This is a genomic window from Kitasatospora sp. NPDC056800, from assembly GCF_042789775.1.
In the GTDB taxonomy this organism is placed as follows: domain Bacteria; phylum Actinomycetota; class Actinomycetes; order Streptomycetales; family Streptomycetaceae; genus Kitasatospora.
Genome location: NZ_JBHUAL010000030.1, coordinates 1 through 18,390, shown reverse-complemented (window position 1 = coordinate 18,390; position 18,390 = coordinate 1). Strand labels below are relative to the sequence as shown.

The following is an 18,390-nucleotide window of genomic DNA, read 5'->3' as shown; positions in this document are numbered from 1 at the left end:
GGATTCTTCTCCAGACTGCACGGACATCGGCCGCCCGGCGACCCCTTTGGTCAGGGGGCGTCCGGTCGCTCCGGGTGTACGGGCGTCATGGGCGTACCGGCCGCAGCGTACTCTCCAGAACGCCCGCCCACTGCCGGATCACGCCGGAACGTCGGTGGCTGTCGTCGGTGAGCAGGTTGGCGAGGCCCAGTCCGCGGGCGAGGTCCAGCGTGGCCTGCACGGATTCGCGCACCCCGGGGCGGCTCTCGTCGGCGTCCAGGAACTCGACGGCGGCCCGGTGGGCCTCCCGGCCGACGTGGCCCTCCAGCGCGATGATCCGCTCGCGCAGCGCCTCCTCGGTGGCGGCGGCGGTCCACAGGTGCAGGGCGGCGCGGAACAGCGGGCCGGTGTAGAGCCGCACGATCATGTCGACCACGGCCCCGGTGCGGTCGGGGCCGGCGGTCGGCAGCTCGTCCGCGTGGGCGCGGACGGCTGCCAGCCGCTCGGCGGTGACGTGCTCGACGGCCGCGGTGAAGAGGTCCTCGCGGGTCGGGAAGTGGTGCTGGGCCGCGCCCCGGGAGACCCCGGCCCGTTCGGCGACGACGGTGACGGTGGAGCCGTGCCAGCCGAGTTCGGCCAGGCAGTCCACGGCCGCCGCGAGCAGCCGGGCCCTGGTCGCTCGGCTGCGGTCCTGCTGCGGGGTGCGGGCGGCGGGGTGGCTGGTCATGGCGGCGGGCGGTTCCTGTTCCGGTCGGGGCGCGGCGGGTGCCGGTCGGGGCGCGGCGGGACGATCCTCACAGACGCGCCCCGGTCCCCGGCCGCCGGGGCGGCCCCGGCCGGTCAGCGGGCGGCGGCGCGCCCGGCCTCGCGGGCGCGCAGTTCGCGGCGCAGGATCTTGCCGGCCGCGGACTTGGGGACGGTGTCGACGAACTCCACCAGGCGGACCTTCTTGTACGGGGCGACCTGTCCGGCGACGTACCCGGTGACCTCCTCGGCGGTCAGGGTGCTGCCCGGGGCGCGGACCACGAAGGCCTTGGGGCACTCGGTGCCCTCGGCGTCCGGGACGCCGATCACGGCGGCGTCGGTGATCTGCGGGTGGCCGAGCAGGACGGCCTCCAGTTCGGCGGGGGCGACCTGGTAGCCCTTGTACTTGATCAGCTCCTTGACCCGGTCGACGATGTACAGGTAGCCGCGCTCGTCCACGAAGCCGACGTCGCCGGTGTGCAGCCAGCCCTCGGCGTCGACCACCGCGGCGGTCTCGGAGGGGCGGCCGAAGTAGCCCTTCATCACCTGCGGGCCGCGGATCAGCAGCTCGCCGGGCTCGCCGGGCCCGAGGTCGCCGTCGGAGCCGTCCAGGGCGGTGATCCGCAGCTCGGTGGAGGGGACCATCCGGCCGACCGAGCCGGGCGAGGGGTCGCCCTCGCGCGGGGAGACGACATGGGTGACCGGGGAGAGCTCGGTCATGCCGTAGCCCTGGAGCAGGTGCGGCAGGCCCAGGCGCCGGGCGCAGGCGTCGGCGAGTTCGTGGTCGAGCGGGGCGGCGGCGCACAGCAGGTACTCGACCGAGGAGAGGTCGTACTGCTCGACGACGGGGTGCCGGGCCAGCGCGAGGGCGATCGGCGGGGCCACCACCAGGGCCTGCACCCGGTGCTCCTGGACGGTGCGGCAGAACTGCTCCAGGTCGAAGCGGGGCAGCACGACCACGGTGGCGCCGCAGCGCAGCGGCTGGTTGAGCAGTGCGGCCAGTCCGTAGATGTGGAAGAACGGCAGGACGGCGAGGACCCGTTCGCCCTCGGCGGGGCGGTAGAGGGCGTCGCACTGGGAGAGGTTGGTGGCGATCGAGCGGTGGGTGAGCATCACGCCCTTGGGCAGGCCGGTGGTGCCGCTGGAGTACGGCAGTACGGCGATGTCCTCGCCCGGGTCGATGGCGACCTCGGGGGCGGGGCCGGTGGCGGCCAGCAGGTCGGCGAGCGAGCGGTGGCCCTCGGCGCCGTCCAGGACGACGGTCTCGGCCAGCGGGCGGCCCTGTTCGGCGAGGAGTTCGGCGGCCGCACGGGCGGTCGGCAGGAAGCGGGAGACGGTGACGAGCCAGCGGGCGCCGCTGTCGCGCAGCTGGCCGGCGAGGTCGGCGGGGGTGGCGAAGGACGAGACGGTGGTGACGGTGGCGCCGGCCCTGGTCGCGCCGTAGTAGGCCATCGGGTAGGCGGTCGAGTTGGGGCTGAAGAGGGCGACGACGTCGCCGCGGCGGACGCCTGTCTCGGCCAGTCCGGCGGCCACCCGCTCGACGGCGTCGGCGAGTTGGGCGTAGCTGGTGGTCTCGCCGGTGACGCCGTCGATCAGGGCCGGGCGGTCGCCGTACTTCGCCGCGGCGCCGAGCACCGCCTCGTGGATCGGCAGGTCGACCACGGCAACGTCGGGGAACTCGCTTCGGAACACCAAGGTGGGCCTCCAGTATGGAAGTTGACGTAGCAACAAAACCGGCTAGCAGTTCCGTGCGGGGCGCGTTCAGGAGCATACGGACAGTAGGGGGCCTGGCTCGGCCATTGTGGGGAACCCGTAATGGACCATCCGTGGCACGGTCGCTCCCGGGGGGCGCCCGACCGGAGGGTGCGCACCACGGCCGCCCGCCTCCGGGAGCGGCCCCGTCCCCGGAACTCCCCGCTGTGGGGCCCCTGTCCGGCCCCGTCCCGCTCCTGCCGCTCCGGCCGCGCCCGGCGCCGACGGCTACGTCAAGGCCTGCGCCGGCACCACCCTGGCGGGCGACACCGAACGGGTGGCCGACCGGGGTGGCCTGTACGGCGGCGGCTGCTCAGGACCACCGGCGGCGGCCGCTCAGTACGACTTCGGCAGCCCGAGGGTGTGCTGGGCGACGTAGTTGAGCACCATCTCGCGGCTGACCGGGGCGACCCGGCCGACCCGGGTGGCGGTCAGCAGCGCGCCCAGCCCGTACTCCTGGGTCAGGCCGTTGCCGCCGAGGGTCTGCACCGCCTGGTCCACCGTCCGGGCGGCGGCCTCCCCCGCCGCGTACTTGGCCATGTTGGCGGCCTCCCCGGCGGCGAGGTCCTCGCCCGCGTCGTAGAGCAGCCCGGCCTTCTGGGTCATCAGCCGGGCCAGTTCGATCTCCACCGCGCACTGGGCCAGCGGGTGGGCCAGGCCCTGGTGGGCGCCGATCGGGGTGGACCAGACGGTGCGGGTCTTCGCGTACTCGACGGCCTTGCCGAGGGCCTGGCGGGCGAGGCCGAGCGAGAAGGCGGCGGTGAGGACGCGCTCGGGGTTGAGACCGGCGAACAGCTGGAGCAGGCCCGCGTTCTCGTCGCCGACCAGGGCGTCGGCGGGCAGCCGGACGTCGTCCAGGAAGACCTGGAACTGCTTCTCCGGGGCGACGAGTTCCATCGGGATCGCCCGGTACTCGAAGCCGGGGGTGTCGCGTGGGACGACGAACAGGCAGGGCTTCAGCTTCCCCGTCCGCGCGTCCTCGGTGCGGGCCACGAACAGCACCGCGTCGGAGTGGTCGATGCCGGAGACGAAGACCTTGCGGCCGGTCAGCAGCCAGTCCTCGCCGTCCCGGCGGGCGACGGTGGATATCCGGTGCGAGTTCGAGCCGGCGTCCGGTTCGGTGATGCCGAAGGCCATCCTGCGGCTGCCGTCGGCCAGGCCGGGCAGCCAGCGCCGCTGCTGCTCCGGGGTGCCGTAGCGGGCGATCACGGTGCCGCAGATCGCCGGGGAGACGATCAGCATCAGCAGCGGGCAGCCGGCGGCGCCGAGCTCCTCCAGGACGATGGCGAGGTCGGTGATGCCGCCGCCCCCGCCGCCGTACTCGGCGGGCAGGTTGACGCCGAGGTAGCCGGCCTTGCCGGCCTCCGCCCACAGTTCGTCGGCGGGCTCGCCGGCCCGGGCCTTGGCGAGGTAGTAGGCGGAGCCGTAACGGCGGCCGAGGTCGCTGACGGCCCGGCGCAGGGTCTGGCGTTCGGGGGTCTCCAGGAGCTGACTGCCGATGGACATGCGGGGTCCTTCCTCAGGCTTCGGTGGGCCGGACGACGGCCAGCAGGGTGCCGGTTTCGACCTGCCGGCCGGGGGTGGCGCGCAGTTCGACGAGGGTGCCGTCGACCGGGGCGACGACGCGGTGCTCCATCTTCATCGCCTCCAGCACCAGCAGCGGCCGGCCGGCGGTGACGGTGTCCCCGACGGCGGCGGCGACCCGGACGACGGTGCCGGGCATCGGGGCGAGCAGCGCGCCGGGGTCGGTGCGGACGACGGGTTCGGGGAAGCGCGGCAGGGCGGTGAGCGCGGTGCCGCCGGCCGGGGTGTCGACGTGCACCCGGTCGCCGTACCGGGCGACGCGGTAGGTTCGGCGCAGCCCGCCCTCGGACAGCACGACCCGGTCCGGCGCGGCCTCGACGAGCTCGACGTCCGGGTGGTCCTCGGCCAGCAGTCCGGTGCGGGTGTGCCGGTAGCGGACGGCCGCCTCGGTGCCGTCCTCGGCCCGGTAGCGCTTGAGCTGCGGCTGGGAGGGCAGGTTGCGCCAGCCGGAGGGCAGCGCGCCGCGGCGGCCGGCGGCGTCGGCGAGGGCGGCGGCCAGGGCGGCGCGGTCGACGCCCTTGGTGTCCGGGGCGGTGAGGTCGGCGGCGTGCTCGGCCAGGAAGCCGGTGTGCAGGTCCGCGGCCAGGAAGGCCGGGTGGCGCAGCGCCCGGACCAGCAGCTCCCGGTTGGTGGCCGGGCCGTGGACGCGGGCGCGGGCGAGCGCGTCGGCGAGCCGGCGGGCGGCGGCCGCGCGGGTGGGCCCCCAGGCGATCACCTTGGCGAGCATCGCGTCGTAGTGCGGGGTGATCTCGCTGCCGGACTCCACGCCGGAGTCCAGCCGGAGGCCGGTGCCGGAGCCCGCTTCGGCACACGTGAACTCCTGGTACGGGAGCGTCAGTTCGAACCGGTGCAGGGTGCCGGTGGCCGGCTGCCAGTCCTTGGCCGGGTCCTCGGCGTAGAGCCGGGCCTCGATCGCGTGGCCGGCGGGGGCCGGGGGGTCGGGCGGCAGCTCCGCGCCCTCGGCGACGGCGAGTTGCAGGGCCACCAGGTCCAGGCCGGTGACGGCCTCGGTGACCGGGTGTTCGACCTGGAGGCGGGTGTTCATCTCCAGGAAGAAGAACCGGCCGTCCCCGGCGAGCAGGAACTCGGCGGTGCCGGCGCCCGTGTAGCCGATCGCCCGGGCCGCGGCGCGGGCCGCCGCGTGCAGCTCGGCGCGGACCTCCGGCGGCAGGCCGGGGGCCGGGGCCTCCTCGATCACCTTCTGGTGCCGCCGCTGCAGCGAGCAGTCCCGGTCGCCGACCGCCCAGACGGTGCCGTGGGCGTCGGCCAGCAGCTGGACCTCGACGTGCCGCCCGGCGGGCAGGTAGCGCTCGCAGAACACCTCGTCCGAGCCGAAGGCCTTGGCCGCCTCCGCGCGGGCGGCGGCCAGTTCGCCGGGGAGCTCGGCCAGGCTCCGGACGACCCGCATGCCGCGCCCGCCGCCGCCCGCCGCGGCCTTGACCAGCAGCGGCAGGTCGGCCTCGGCGGGCTCGGTGAGCGCGCCCAGCACCGGCACCCCGGCCTCGGCCATCAGCCGTTTGGCGGCGGTCTTGGAGCCCATCGCGGCGATCACGGCGGGCGGCGGGCCGATCCAGGCCAGGCCCGCGTCCAGCACGGCCCGCGCGAAGTCGGCGTTCTCGGAGAGGAATCCGTACCCGGGGTGGACGGCGTCGGCCCCGGCGGCGAGCGCGGCCCGGACGAGCAGGTCGGCGCGGAGGTAGGTGTCGGCGGGCGCGGCGCCGGGCAGCCGGACGGCGGCGTCGGCCTCGCGCACGTGCGGGGCGCCGGCGTCCGGGTCGGAGTGGACGGCGGTGGTCGCGATGCCGAGTTCCCGGCAGGTCCGGAAGACCCGGCGGGCGATCTCGCCCCGGTTGGCGACCAGCAGGTTGGTGATCATCGTCTGGGGTCCCTCACATCCGGAAGACGCCGTAGCCACGCGCGCCCTCGACCGGGGCGTTGTGGATCGCGGACAGGCAGAGGCCGAGCACCGTACGGGTGTCACGCGGGTCGATGACGCCGTCGTCGTAGAGCCGGCCGGACAGGAACACCGGCAGGGACTCGGCCTCGATCTGCTGCTCGACCATCGCCCGGATCGCCGCGTCCGCGTCCTCGTCGTACGGCCGGCCCTTCGCCGCGGCCGACTGCCGGGCGACGATCGACAGCACCCCGGCGAGCTGCTGCGGGCCCATCACGGCGGACTTGGCGCTCGGCCAGGAGAAGAGGAAGCGCGGTTCGTACGCCCGGCCGCACATGCCGTAGTGGCCGGCCCCGTAGGAGGCGCCCATCAGCACGGACAGGTGCGGGACGGTGGAGTTGGCCACGGCGTTGATCATCATCGCGCCGTGCTTGATGATGCCGCCCTGCTCGTAGTCCTTGCCGACCATGTAGCCGGTGGTGTTGTGCAGGAACAGCAGCGGGGTGTTCCGCCGGTTCGCCAGCTGGATGAACTGGGCGGCCTTCTGGGACTCCTGGCTGAACAGCACGCCCTGGGCGTTGGCCAGGACGCCGACCGGGTAGCCGTGCAGGCGCGCCCAGCCGGTGGCCAGGCTGGTGCCGTAGAGCGGCTTGAACTCGTCGAAGTCGGAGCCGTCGACGATCCGGGCGATCACCTCGCGCGGGTCGAAGGGCACCTTGAGGTCGCCCGGGACGATGCCCAGCAGCTCCTCCTCGTCGTACCTGGGCGGCTCGGCGCCCCGGTCCGGGCCGGGGCCGGGCTTGCGGTGGTCGAGCCGGGCGACGATCCGGCGGGCGATCCGCAGCGCGTCCGCCTCGTCCGCCGCGACGTGGTCGGCCAGCCCGGAGACCCGGGCGTGCATCTCGGCGCCGCCGAGCGACTCGTCGTCGGCCTCCTCGCCGGTGGCCATCCGCACCAGCGGCGGGCCGCCGAGGAAGACCTTGGCGCGCTCCTTGACCAGCACGGTGTGGTCGGACATGCCGGGCACGTAGGCGCCGCCGGCCGTCGAGTTGCCGAACACCACGGCCACGGTGGGGATTCCGGCGGCGGAGAGCCGGGTGAGGTCGCGGAACAGGGCGCCGCCGGGGATGAAGATCTCCTTCTGGCTGGGCAGGTCGGCGCCGCCGGACTCGACCAGGTTGACCAGCGGGAGGCGGTTCTCCAGCGCGATCTCGTTGGCCCGCAGGGCCTTGCGGAGGGTCCAGGGGTTGCTGGCGCCGCCGCGCACCGTCGGGTCGTTGGCGGTGATCACGCACTCGACGCCCTCGACCACCCCGATGCCGGTGACCAGGGCCGCGCCCACCGGGTAGTCGCTCCCCCAGGCGGCCAGCGGGGACAGCTCCAGGAACGGGGAGTCCGGGTCGACCAGCAGCTCGATCCGCTCGCGGGCCAGCAGCTTGCCGCGCCCGCGGTGGCGCTCCACGTACCGGGGGCCGCCGCCCGCCAGCGCCTTGGCGTGCTCGGCGTCGAGCTCGGCGAGCTTGGCGACCATCGCGGCGCGGTGCCCGGCGTACTCGGGCCCGGCCGGGTCGACGCGGGTGGGCAGGACGGTCACAGCAGGACCTCCGGGATGTCGAGGTGGCGGGCGCGCAGCCACTCCCCGAGGGCCTTGGCCTGCGGGTCGAAGCGGTGCCGGGCGGCGACGCCCTCGCCGAGCAGGCCGGTGAGGGTGAAGTTGACCGCCCGCAGGTTCGGCAGCAGGTGCCTGGCGACGGGCAACTCCTCGGTCTCGGGCAGGAGTTCGCGCAGCTTCTCCACGGTGAAGACGTGCGCCAGCCAGCGCCAGCCGTCCTCCGAGCGGGCCCAGACGCCGAGGTTGGCGTCCCCGCCCTTGTCGCCGCTGCGGGCGCCGACCACCAGGCCGAGCGGGGCCCGCCGGGTCGGGCCCTCGGGGAGCGGTTCGGGCAACTCGGCTTCGGGCCGGTCGGGTTGGGCCGTGTGGCCGGTGACGGGCGCCGGCGGGACGGCGATCCGGCGGCCGTCCGGCAGGACGGCGGTGTGCTCGACGGCCTTCGGGTCGACGGACACGGCGCTGAACACCCCGTACGGCGTGCCCGGTCCGGGCGGGGCGGTGAGGTGGAAGCCCGGGTACCCGGACAGCCCCGATTCGACCGCGGCCTTGCCTAGTTGGCGCCCGACCTTGGCCGGCTCCTGGTCCCGGGCGGTCAGCCGCAGCAGCGCGGAGGCGGTCTCCTCGGTGGCGGCGTCCGGGTGGTCGGTGCGGACGAGGGTCCAGCGCAGTTCGGCGGGACGGGCGGCGGGCGGCAGCGCGTCGGCGAACTGCCGCCGCACCAGGGCGGCCTTGGCCTCGATGTCCAGGCCGGTGAGGACGTACACCACCTCGTTGAGGTGGCCGCCGAGCCGGTTGAGGCCCGCCTTCAGGGTGGGCGGCGGGGCCTCGCCGCGCACGCCGTCGATCCGGACCCGGTCCGGCCCCTCCTCGGTGAGCCGCACGGTGTCCAGCCGGGCCGTGACGTCCGGGCCGAGGTAGCGCGGTCCGCCGGTCTCGTACAGGAGTTGGGCGGTGACGGTGCCGGTGGTGACGGCGCCGCCGGTGCCCGGGTGCTTGGTGATCACGCTGGAGCCGTCGGCGCGCAGTTCGGCCAGCGGGAAGCCGGGGCGGGTCACGTCGTGCTCGTGGAAGAAGGCGTAGTTGCCGCCGGTCGCCTGGGCGCCGCACTCCAGGACGTGCCCGGCCACCACGGCGCCGGCCAGGGCGTCCAGGTCCTCCGGGGTCCAGCCGAAGCGGGCGATCCCGGGGCCGACGACCAGCGCCGCGTCCGTCACCCGGCCGGTCACCACCACGTCGGCGCCGCCGTTCAGGCAGGCGGCGATGCCGAACCCGCCGAGGTAGGCGTTGGCGGCCAACAGGCCGTCCGGCAGGCCGAGTTCGTCCCGGCGCGGGAGCAGGTCGTCGCCCTCGACGTGGGCGACGGCCGCCTCGACGCCGAGCCGCCGGGCCAGCGCGCGCAGCTCCTCGGCGAGCCGGGCCGGGTTGAGGCCGCCCGCGTTGACCACGATCTTCACGTCGCGCTCGCGGGCCAGGCCGAGGCACTCCTCCATCTGGCGCAGGAAGGTCCGGGCGTAGCCCAGCGACGGGTCCTTCAACCGGTCCCGGGCGAGGATCAGCATGGTCAGCTCGGCCAGGTAGTCCCCGGTGAGCACGTCCAGGGGCCCGCCGGTGAGCATCTCCCGCACCGCGGCGAAGCGGTCCCCGTAGAACCCCGAGGCGTTGCCGATCCGCAGTACCGCGCCGTCGCGCACCAATGCGCCTCCCCTGCCGGTGAGTTGGGCGCACCCTTCGACGGGCGCCACCGCCAGCAGCGTGGCACCGCCCGCAGAAAAAAGCAATCACGCTTGCTTGTTTTCTGCGATCCGGTGTACCCCGCCCCCGCCGCGCCCCGGTGTCCGTCCCGCGCCGGGCGCGCCCGCGGCGGCGGCGCGGGCGCCGGGGCGCGTCAGGCGGGCTGCACGGTGATCGTGCAGAGGCGCTTGGTGGCCCTGGTCAGGGCCACGTACAGGTCCCGCTCCCCGCCGGGGCGGGCCGCGGTGATCTCCTCCGGGTCCACGACGAGGACCCCGTCGAACTCCAGGCCGCGCGCCTCGGAGGCCGGTACGACGCGCGCGTGGTGGGCGATGCCCCGGGCCGTCAGCTCGCCCACCCTGGTGTCCGCGCAGACCACTCCCAGCAGCTCGCCCGGGTGTGCGGCGCTCTGGGCCCGGAGTTCCCGGAGGACGGCGGCGGCCAACCCGTCCGGGGGCGTGGTCACGGTGCGGGGGCTCTCACCGGCGCGCAGCGACCGGGTGGGCTTCTGCTCCGGGGCGATCCGCGCGAGCAGGCCCCGGACGCTCTCCAGGATCTCCTGCGTGGTGCGGTAGCTGACGGTCAGGTCGTGCAGCCTGAACCGCGGTCCGACGTGGGGGGCCAGCGCCTCCTTCCAGTCGCGCGCCGTCGCGACCGGGCCCGCCTGGGCGAAGTCGCCGACCAGCGTCATCGCCCGCGCCGGGCAGCGGCGGACGATCATCCGCCACTGCATGGCGGTCAGTTCCTGCGCCTCGTCGACGACGACGTGCCCGTACGTCCGCTCCGGGGGGCCGTCGACCAGGCTCGCCGCCTCGTCCAGCAGCGGCACGTCGGCGTCGGTCCACGGGGCGTCCGGACCGCGCAGCAGCAGGGACCGCTCCTGCCCGGTCAGGCGGGGCAGCTGCTCGGCGAGGGCGTCGGCGTCCGTCAGGAGCGCCCGCACGAGGTCGCCGGGTGCCAGCCGCGGCCACAGCGCCTCGACCGCCCGGTCGAGGCCGGCGTCGTCGAGGAGATCGGCCCGGAGGGCGTCCAGGTCCAGCTCGTGCGCCGGACCCGTGTCGGCCGCGCCCTCGCCGCGGTGCCGGCCGGCCCCCGTGAACCGGTCGAGGTCCAGGCCCGTCATCGCGACGGTGTCGGCGTCGATCTGCTCCAGGACGTCGCCCATGTCCCGTCGCATCGCGTCGGTGACGGCGTCGACCAGGAGTTCCTTGAACACCTGGCGCGCGGGATTGTGCCCCGGTACGGCCGCCGCGGCGGCGTCGCGTGCCGTGGCGACCTCCTCGTCGGACAGGTGGACCGGCTCCCGTCCGACCCGCACGGTGAAGTCGCCGGCGGGGGCCTGGTAGGCGCGCAGCAGGCCGGCCAGGGCGTCGGCGAGCTCGGCGCCGCCCTTGAGCCGCGCCGTGTCGAACCGGTCCGCCGCGGCCGGCGACACTCCGGCCAGCTCCCGGCAGGTCGCCAGGACGACGTCGTTCTCGCCGAGCGAGGGGAGGACCTGGGAGATGTAGTCGAGGAACCGGGCGTTCGGGCCCACCACCAGGACGCCCTCCTCCGCGGCGCGCGGGAACGCGTACAGGACGTAGGCCGCCCGGTGCAGGGCGACCACCGTCTTTCCGGTGCCCGGCCCGCCCTGCACCACGGTCACCCCGCGGTGGGCGGAGCGGACCACCTCGTCCTGCTCGGCCTGCAGCGTGGCGACGGCCGCCTCCATCCGGCCCGTGCGCCGTGCCGACAGCGCCTCGGTCAGCGGGCCGTCCCCCACGACGTCCTCCTCGGTCGGGGCGCTGCCGTCCAGCAGCTCGTCGCTCACCGAGACGACCGTGCGCTCCTCCAGGCGCAGGTGCCGGCGCCGCCGCAGGCCCATCGGGTGGACCGGCGTCGCCTCGTAGAACGGCCGCGCCGCGTTCGCACGCCAGTCCACCAGCAGGGGCAGGTCGTCCTCCTCCCGGTGCAGTCCGATCCGCCCGATGCGCAGGGCCGTGCCGTCCGCCCAGTCGATCCGCCCGAATACCAGACCCTTTTCGGCGCCCGCCAGCCGGCCAATTTCCTTGCCCAGCCGATCGGCGGCGATTTCCCTCTCGTACGCCTCACCGGCGCTTTCCGCCGGAGCCTTCAGCAGACCCGCCCGGTGCATTCGCGCCTCGGAAAGCCGCTCGGTGAGGAATTCATACAGGGAGGACACATAATCCCGCTCCGACGCAACCGCGCGGACAACGGGATCATTCGTATTCGACACGGGGGACTCCTTCGATTCGAGCCACACCATACGGTCAAAGCCCCTCGAAGGTAAGTCTTGACTTACCTGGTGAAGCCATGGCCTTACCGCCGATTCCAGGACGGCCGACCGTACGGCGCATTACGCATTCCGCCGTTCCGCATATCGCCGATTTGCGTTCCCGATGCCCGTATGCCTTATGGGCGGGCCCACCCCGGGCGCCGGTGATGTCGTGCCGTGCTCGGGAAAAGGGGAAAGACCCGGCGCGGCGACCGGCGCCGAACGCCACGGACGGGCCGCGGCCCCGTTGACGGCCGCGCCGTACCCCTCTACAACGGAGCACAGGCCCCGGAGACGGTGGACCGTGCCCCGGCACGGCCCGCCCGGGGCACCCCGAGAGATCCTGAGGAGCAACACCATGGCTCCAGATCCAGACGTCAGCCGCTGCCCGGTGCTGGACATGACCGCCCGGGACCCGCACCGACAGAACGCCGAGCTCCGCTCCGCCGGACCCGCCGTGCGGGTCGAACTCCCCGGCGGCATCATCGCCTGGTCCGTGACCCGCAGCTCGGTGATCCGCGCCCTCACCGGCGATCCGCGGATCTCCCGCGACCCGCGCAGGCACTGGCCCGGCCTGGCCTCGGTGCCCGAGGGCTGGCCGATGGGGCCGATCGCGTTCCAGCAGAACTTCTTCAACCTCTACGGCGGCGAACACCGCTCGGCCCGGCGCCGGATGGCGCCCTCGTTCGCGCCCCGCCGGGTGTCCGCGCTGCGGCCCGGCATCGAGAAGACCACCGCCGCCCTGGTCGGCGCGTTCCGTACGCTCGGCCCCGGCGAGGCCGTGGACCTGCGCCACGCCCTCTCGCGTCCGCTGACCATGACGGTGATCTGCGACCTCTTCGGCGTCCCCGCCGACATGCGGCCGTCCATCGGCACCGCGATGGACACCCTGCTGACGACGACGGCCACGAACGAGCAGATGACGCGCTCCCGCGCGGAGATCAACGTGGTGCTGACCGAGCTGCTGGCGCTCAAGCGGCGCGACCCCGGCCCGGACCTCGCCAGCGACGTGGCGGCCGTCGACACCGGCGACGGGACCGGCCGCAGCGAGGAGGAGTCCCGCGACATCCTCTTCCTGATGCTCGGCGCCGGGTACGAGACCGCGGTCAACCTCATCACCAGCGCCGTCCAGGCCCTCCTCGCCCACCCCCGCCACCTGGCCGAGGTCCGCGCGGGCACCCTCGGCTGGGAAGCCGTCGTCGAGGAGACCCTGCGCTACGAGAGCCCGGCGATGCACCTCCCGCTCCGCTACCCGCTGGAGGACGTCGACCTGGGCGAGGGCGTGGTCATCCGGCGGGGCGAGCCGATCCTGCTCGGCTTCGGCGCGGCCGGCCGGGACCCGGAGGTCCACCCGGAGCGGCCGGACGACTTCGACCCGACGCGCCCCGACAAGGAGCACCTGGCCTTCGGCTACGGCCCGCACTTCTGCCTCGGCGCGCCGCTCGCCCGACTGGAGACCGAGGTGGCCCTGGAGGGCCTGTTCGGCGCCTACCCCGACAGCGCCCTGGACCCGTCCCGTCCGACGCCGCCCCGGCTGGAGTCCGCCATCATCAACGGCCCCGCCGAGCTCTGGGTCGTCCCGACGCCCGCCCTGGCCGCCGGGGTGTGACGGCCCGCCCCGGTGCCACCCGGGGGCGAGCAGCCCGGCCCGGCGGCCGCTGCGGCACGTCCGCGCCGGGCTGCCCCCTTGTTGCCGGTAGTCGTGCCCGTGACCTGCACACCGGCAAGTGTGCGGACCACAGGAGGTATGGGGGACAGGACCATTGACCCGGAGTCAGCGGCTCCGGAAGTATTCGCGACCATGACTACGCGCGTAAACGTTCTGTCGCGGTGGCTGGTCGCCCCGCTGCGGTGGGCGGCCCTGCTGTCGCTGCTGGTGTCGGTCGGAGTGTTCTTCGCCGGTGCCGGCGCGGCCGAGGCGGCGCCCGCCTGCGGGGTGCTCTCCACCGGTGCGGCGCCGCAGGCGACCGCCGCCGTCCGCTCCGCCTGCGGGCTGATCGGCACCCCGTACTCGTGGGGCGGCGGCCACGGCTCGCAGCCCGGCCCGACGTACGGCCTCTGCGACCCCGCCAACGGCGCCCCCAACGACTGCAACGTCCGCGGCCTGGACTGCTCCGGCATGGTCCGCTACGCCTACGACCTGGCGGTCGGCGACGACGTCATCAACGGCACCACCCGGACCCAGTGGCCGACCTCCCGCGCCGTCGCCCGCTACTACCGGGCGGACGGGACCGCACCGCTGCTCCCCGGCGACCTGGTGTACTTCGGCAACACCGCCTCCACCATCCACCACGTCGCGATGTACCTCGGGCAGGGCTGGATAGTCGAGGCCCCCTACTCCGGCGGCTACGTCCAGGTGGCGGCGCTCTCCTCGCACGGCGACTACTACGGCGCCATCCGGCTGTACGGCCCCGGCTCCACCACCCCGCCGCCGACCACGCCCCCGTCGAACAGCGGCCAGTACTGGGTGGACACCCTCGCCAACGCGCCGGTGTACGGCTCCCCGACCTCCACCACCAGCACCGGGACGCTGTACCAGGGCACCAACTACGTCTACTGCAAGGCCTGGGGCCGCGAGGTCTCCAACGGCAGCGCCTTCAACCACTGGTGGCTGAAGACCGACCCGGACTCCGGCCCCGGCGGCCAGTGGGTGTCCGCGTTCTACCTGTCCCGCTGGGGCAACGACACCGCCAAGGACAACAACGGCACGACCATCCCCACCTGCCCCGGCGGCGGCACCCCGCCCGCCACCGGCAAGTACTGGGTGGACACCTTCGCGAGCGCGAGCGTCTACTCCTCGCCGACCTCCACCAACGCCACCGGGACGCTGAACCAGGGGACGAACTACGTCTACTGCAAGGCCTGGGGCCGTGAGGTCTCCAACGGCGGCAGCGTCAACCACTGGTGGCTGAAGACCGACGCCGACGGGGGCCCCACGGGCCAGTGGGTCTCCGCGTTCTACCTCTCCCGCTGGGGCAACGACACCGCCAAGGACAACAACGGCACGACCATCCCCGACTGCTAGGAAGCCCCCTCCGCCCCGCGCCGGCCGTCTCCCCCGAGGCGGCCGGCGCGGTCGTTCCTCCCCGAGGAGCGCCCCGGGGAGGGACGCGGGGAGCGCCGCGGGGAGGGACGGGAAGCGATCAGGATTCGAGAAGCGCGCGGCCGGGGTGCGCGCCTAGCGTTGCAGTCATGAGCGACCTCACCATTCACTGGACCTTCCTCCCGCACACCGACCCCGAGGCCTCCCTCGCCTTCTACCGCGACCTGCTCGGCTTCGAGGTGCGCAGCGACGTCGGCGGCGGCCCGATGCGCTGGATCACCGTCGGCCCGGTCGGCCAGCCGGACGTCTCCCTGGTGCTGGAGCCGGCCTCCGCCGACCCGGGCCGCACCGAGGAGGAGCAGCGGACCATCACCGAGATGATGGCCAAGGGCACCTACGCCCGGGTCGTCCTGGGCACCCGCGACCTGGACGGCGTCTTCGACCGGCTGAAGTCCGGCGGCGCCGAGCTGGTCCAGGAGCCGACCAGGCAGCCGTACGGCGTCCGCGACTGCGCCTTCCGCGACCCGGCGGGCACCATGGTCCGCTTCAACGAGCTGAGCTGAGCCGGCTGGGCCGGGACAAGCCCGGCCCGGCCCGAGGGCGCCGGGGCCCGGCCCTCCCCGCCGTCGGCCGCACCCGAAAGCCGTTCGATCCCGGCCGGATCGATGGTTGGATCGAAGGGTTCGAGCACACCGACGGCGGCAGCGGGGCGGGCCCGCCGGCCCCTCCCCCGGAGAGGCCTCAGAGAGACCCCCGAGAGACCGCCGAGAGCCAGGGAGCGAAGAGAACGATGCCCAAGCGGACGGACGCGCAGCCGCACGTCGCCGACAGCCACGACCTGATCCGCGTGCACGGCGCGCGCGAGAACAACCTCAAGGACGTCAGCATCGACATCCCCAAGCGCCGGCTGACGGTGTTCACCGGGGTGTCCGGCTCGGGCAAGAGCTCGCTGGTCTTCGACACCGTCGCCGCCGAGTCCCAGCGGCTGATCAACGAGACCTACAGCGCCTTCGTCCAGGGCTTCATGCCCACCCTGGCCCGCCCCGAGGTGGACGTCCTCGAGGGCCTGACCACCGCGATCATCGTCGACCAGCAGCGGATGGGCGCCGACCCGCGCTCCACCGTCGGCACCGCCACCGACGCCAACGCGATGCTGCGCATCCTGTTCAGCCGCCTCGGCACCCCGCACATCGGCTCCCCCAAGGCCTTCTCCTTCAACGTCCCGTCGATCAGCGGGGCCGGCGCCGTCACCGTCGAGCGCGGCGGCAAGACGGTCAAGGAGCGGCGCAGCTTCAGCATCACCGGCGGCATGTGCCCGCGCTGCGAGGGCCGCGGCAGCGTCTCGGACATCGACCTCAGCCAGCTGTACGACGACAGCAAGTCGATCTCCGAGGGCGCGTTCACCATCCCCGGCTGGAAGACCGACAGCTGGTGGACGGTCGGCGTCTACGCCAACTCGGGGTTCCTCGACCCGGACAAGCCGATCCGGAAGTTCACCAAGAAGGAGATGCAGGACTTCCTGTACCGGGAGCCGACCAAGGTCAAGGTCAACGGCGTCAACCTCACCTACGAGGGCCTGATCCCCAAGATCCAGAAGTCGATGCTCTCCAAGGACAAGGAGGCGCTGCAGCCGCACATCCGGGCCTTCGTGGAGCGGGCCGTGACCTTCACCGCCTGCCCCGACTGCGAGGGCACCCGGCTCAGCGCGGCGGCCCGGTCCTCGAAGATCGCCGGGATCAGCATCGCCGACGCCTGCGCGATGCAGATCAGCGACCTCGCCGCCTGGGTCCGCGACCTCGACGAGCCCTCGGTGGCGCCGCTGCTCGGCACGCTCCGGCAGGCCCTCGACTCCTTCGTGGAGATCGGCCTCGGCTACCTCTCGCTGGACCGCCCCTCCGGCACGCTGTCCGGCGGCGAGGCGCAGCGGGTCAAGATGATCCGCCACCTCGGCTCCTCGCTCACCGACACCACGTACGTCTTCGACGAGCCCACCACCGGCCTGCACCCGCACGACATCGACCGGATGAACCGGCTGCTGCTGCGCCTGCGGGACAAGGGCAACACGGTGCTGGTGGTGGAGCACAAGCCGCAGACCATCGCGATCGCCGACCACGTGGTCGACCTCGGTCCGGGGGCCGGTGCGGCCGGCGGCACGGTCTGCTACGAGGGCGACGTGGCGGGGCTGCGCGCCGGCGGCACGGTGACCGGCCGCCACCTGTCCGACCGGACGGCGCTGCGCGAGGCCGTGCGGAAGCCCACCGGCGCGCTGGAGATCCGCGGCGCGAGCACCCACAACCTGCGGGACGTGGACGTGGACGTCCCGCTCGGGGTGCTCACGGTGGTGACCGGGGTGGCGGGCTCCGGCAAGAGCTCGCTGATCCACGGCTCGATCCCGGCCGACGAGGGCGTGGTCTCGGTCGACCAGGGGGCGATCAAGGGCTCCCGGCGCAGCAACCCGGCCACCTACACCGGGCTGCTCGAACCCGTCCGCAAGGCCTTCGCCAAGGCCAACGGCGTGAAGCCGGCCCTGTTCAGCGCCAACTCCGAGGGCGCCTGCCCGACCTGCAACGGCGCCGGGGTGGTCTACACCGACCTGGCGATGATGGCCGGGGTGGCCACCACCTGCGAGGACTGCGAGGGCAAGCGCTACCAGCCGGCGGTGCTGGAGTACCACCTGGGCGGGCGGGACATCGCCGAGGTGCTGGCGATGTCGGTGACCGAGGCGGAGGAGTTCTTCGGCTCGGGCGAGGCGAAGCTCCCGGCCGCGCACCGGATCCTGGAGCGGCTGGCCGACGTCGGGCTCGGCTACCTGAGCCTCGGCCAGCCGCTGACCACGCTCTCCGGCGGCGAGCGGCAGCGGCTCAAGCTGGCCACCCACATGGCGGACAAGGGCGGCGTCTACGTGCTGGACGAGCCGACCACCGGCCTGCACCTGGCCGACGTCGAGCAGTTGCTGGGGCTGCTGGACCGGCTGGTCGAGTCCGGCAAGTCGGTCATCGTGATCGAGCACCACCCGGCGGTGATGGCGCACGCCGACTGGATCATCGACCTCGGGCCGGGTGCCGGCCACGACGGCGGTCGGGTGGTCTTCGAGGGCACCCCGGCCGAGCTGGTCGCCGCTCGCTCCACGCTGACCGGCGAGGCGCTGGCCCGGTACCTGGGCTGAGCCGTACCGACTCCGCGCCGCGCCTGCGCGGAGCCGGGGCCCTCCCGCCGGGCCGGTCAGTCCAGCGGGAGGGCCATCTCCAGGATCCGCGCCGAGGGGTCCAGCACGTACGGCGTGGACCCGCCGGTGTGGACGAACCCGCGCCGCAGGTAGAAGGCGGCGGCGCGGGGGTTGGCCTCGTGCACCCCGAGCAGCATCCGCCCGGCGCCGCGGACCCGCGCCCAGGCGAGCACCGCGTCCAGCAGGGCGTCGGCGACGCCGTGCCCGCGGCCGCGGTGCGCCGGGTCCACCCAGACGCCGATCAGGTCGAGCGCGCCGGGCTGCTCCCGGTTCGGGACGGACAGCATGGTGGCGACCCACTCCCCCGTGGCGTCCACCGCGACCAGGCCGAGCTTGTCGGGCTCGTTGACCCAGTTGCAGCGGGCCCGCCAGTTGCCCTCGCCCTGGTGGCTCGCGTACTCGTGGGTCTCGCCGAACGCCAGGGGCGTGTCGAGGAGTTGGGCCAGCCGTACCTTCCGCAGGCGCTGCCAGTCCTCGCGTCCGATCCGCTCGATCCGGTGGTCCATCGTCTCCCCGTCACACGGCGCTGCCTCCGCCGCCGGTGATCACC

12 protein-coding genes are annotated in these 18,390 nt (G+C 74.1%); 4 read left to right on the top strand and 8 right to left on the bottom strand.

The genetic code is table 11. From position 1 onward, the window contains the following. Positions 1 to 85: 85 nt before the first annotated feature. From ACFRQN_RS09945 to ACFRQN_RS09915, 7 genes are all read right to left on the bottom strand, one after another. Positions 86 to 706 (bottom strand): TetR/AcrR family transcriptional regulator, encoded by a 621-nt coding sequence (locus tag ACFRQN_RS09945; protein ID WP_049655195.1) that lies wholly within the window; start codon positions 704 to 706, stop codon positions 86 to 88. Positions 707 to 819: 113 nt separating this feature from the next. Further along, positions 820 to 2,418: a 4-coumarate--CoA ligase family protein gene (locus ACFRQN_RS09940; protein ID WP_049659698.1), complete on the bottom strand. Its 1,599-nt coding sequence runs from the start codon at positions 2,416 to 2,418 to the stop codon at positions 820 to 822. Between the two features lie 393 nt (positions 2,419 to 2,811). Beyond that, on the bottom strand, positions 2,812 to 3,981 hold the full coding sequence (locus ACFRQN_RS09935; RefSeq protein WP_380739560.1) for an acyl-CoA dehydrogenase family protein: 1,170 nt from the start codon (positions 3,979 to 3,981) through the stop codon (positions 2,812 to 2,814). Between the two features lie 13 nt (positions 3,982 to 3,994). Further along, positions 3,995 to 5,935, bottom strand: coding sequence for an acetyl/propionyl/methylcrotonyl-CoA carboxylase subunit alpha (locus ACFRQN_RS09930; RefSeq protein WP_380739558.1), 1,941 nt, complete (start codon positions 5,933 to 5,935; stop codon positions 3,995 to 3,997). Positions 5,936 to 5,948: 13 nt separating this feature from the next. Then, a complete protein-coding gene (locus tag ACFRQN_RS09925) occupies positions 5,949 to 7,547 on the bottom strand; it encodes an acyl-CoA carboxylase subunit beta (protein WP_049650431.1) in 1,599 nt (532 codons plus the stop codon). Next, entirely contained in the window at positions 7,544 to 9,181 is a 1,638-nt protein-coding gene (locus ACFRQN_RS09920) for an acyclic terpene utilization AtuA family protein (RefSeq protein ID WP_241853000.1), read from the bottom strand. Before ACFRQN_RS09920 ends, ACFRQN_RS09925 begins: the two co-directional genes overlap by 4 nt. Positions 9,182 to 9,450: 269 nt before the next feature. Continuing rightward, positions 9,451 to 11,478, bottom strand: a complete 2,028-nt coding sequence (locus ACFRQN_RS09915) for a HelD family protein (RefSeq protein ID WP_380739556.1) — start codon at positions 11,476 to 11,478, stop codon at positions 9,451 to 9,453. Positions 11,479 to 11,929: 451 nt separating this feature from the next. Between ACFRQN_RS09915 and ACFRQN_RS09910 the strand changes: the two genes are divergently transcribed. The 4 genes from ACFRQN_RS09910 (at position 11,930) to ACFRQN_RS09895 (ending at position 17,780) form a co-directional block, all read left to right on the top strand. Continuing rightward, on the top strand, positions 11,930 to 13,180 hold the full coding sequence (locus ACFRQN_RS09910; protein ID WP_380739554.1) for a cytochrome P450: 1,251 nt from the start codon (positions 11,930 to 11,932) through the stop codon (positions 13,178 to 13,180). A 192-nt stretch (positions 13,181 to 13,372) separates the two neighbouring features. Then, complete coding sequence (locus ACFRQN_RS09905) at positions 13,373 to 14,596, top strand: C40 family peptidase (RefSeq protein ID WP_380739552.1); 1,224 nt, start codon at positions 13,373 to 13,375, stop codon at positions 14,594 to 14,596. 167 nt (positions 14,597 to 14,763) lie between these two features. Next, entirely contained in the window at positions 14,764 to 15,177 is a 414-nt protein-coding gene (locus ACFRQN_RS09900) for a VOC family protein (RefSeq protein WP_074003736.1), read from the top strand. A 227-nt stretch (positions 15,178 to 15,404) separates the two neighbouring features. After that, positions 15,405 to 17,780, top strand: coding sequence for an ATP-binding cassette domain-containing protein (locus ACFRQN_RS09895; RefSeq protein ID WP_380739550.1), 2,376 nt, complete (start codon positions 15,405 to 15,407; stop codon positions 17,778 to 17,780). Positions 17,781 to 17,836: 56 nt separating this feature from the next. Here the strand turns inward: ACFRQN_RS09895 and ACFRQN_RS09890 are convergent, their stop codons facing one another. Beyond that, positions 17,837 to 18,346, bottom strand: coding sequence for a GNAT family N-acetyltransferase (locus ACFRQN_RS09890; protein ID WP_049650436.1), 510 nt, complete (start codon positions 18,344 to 18,346; stop codon positions 17,837 to 17,839). Positions 18,347 to 18,390: the final 44 nt, after the last annotated feature.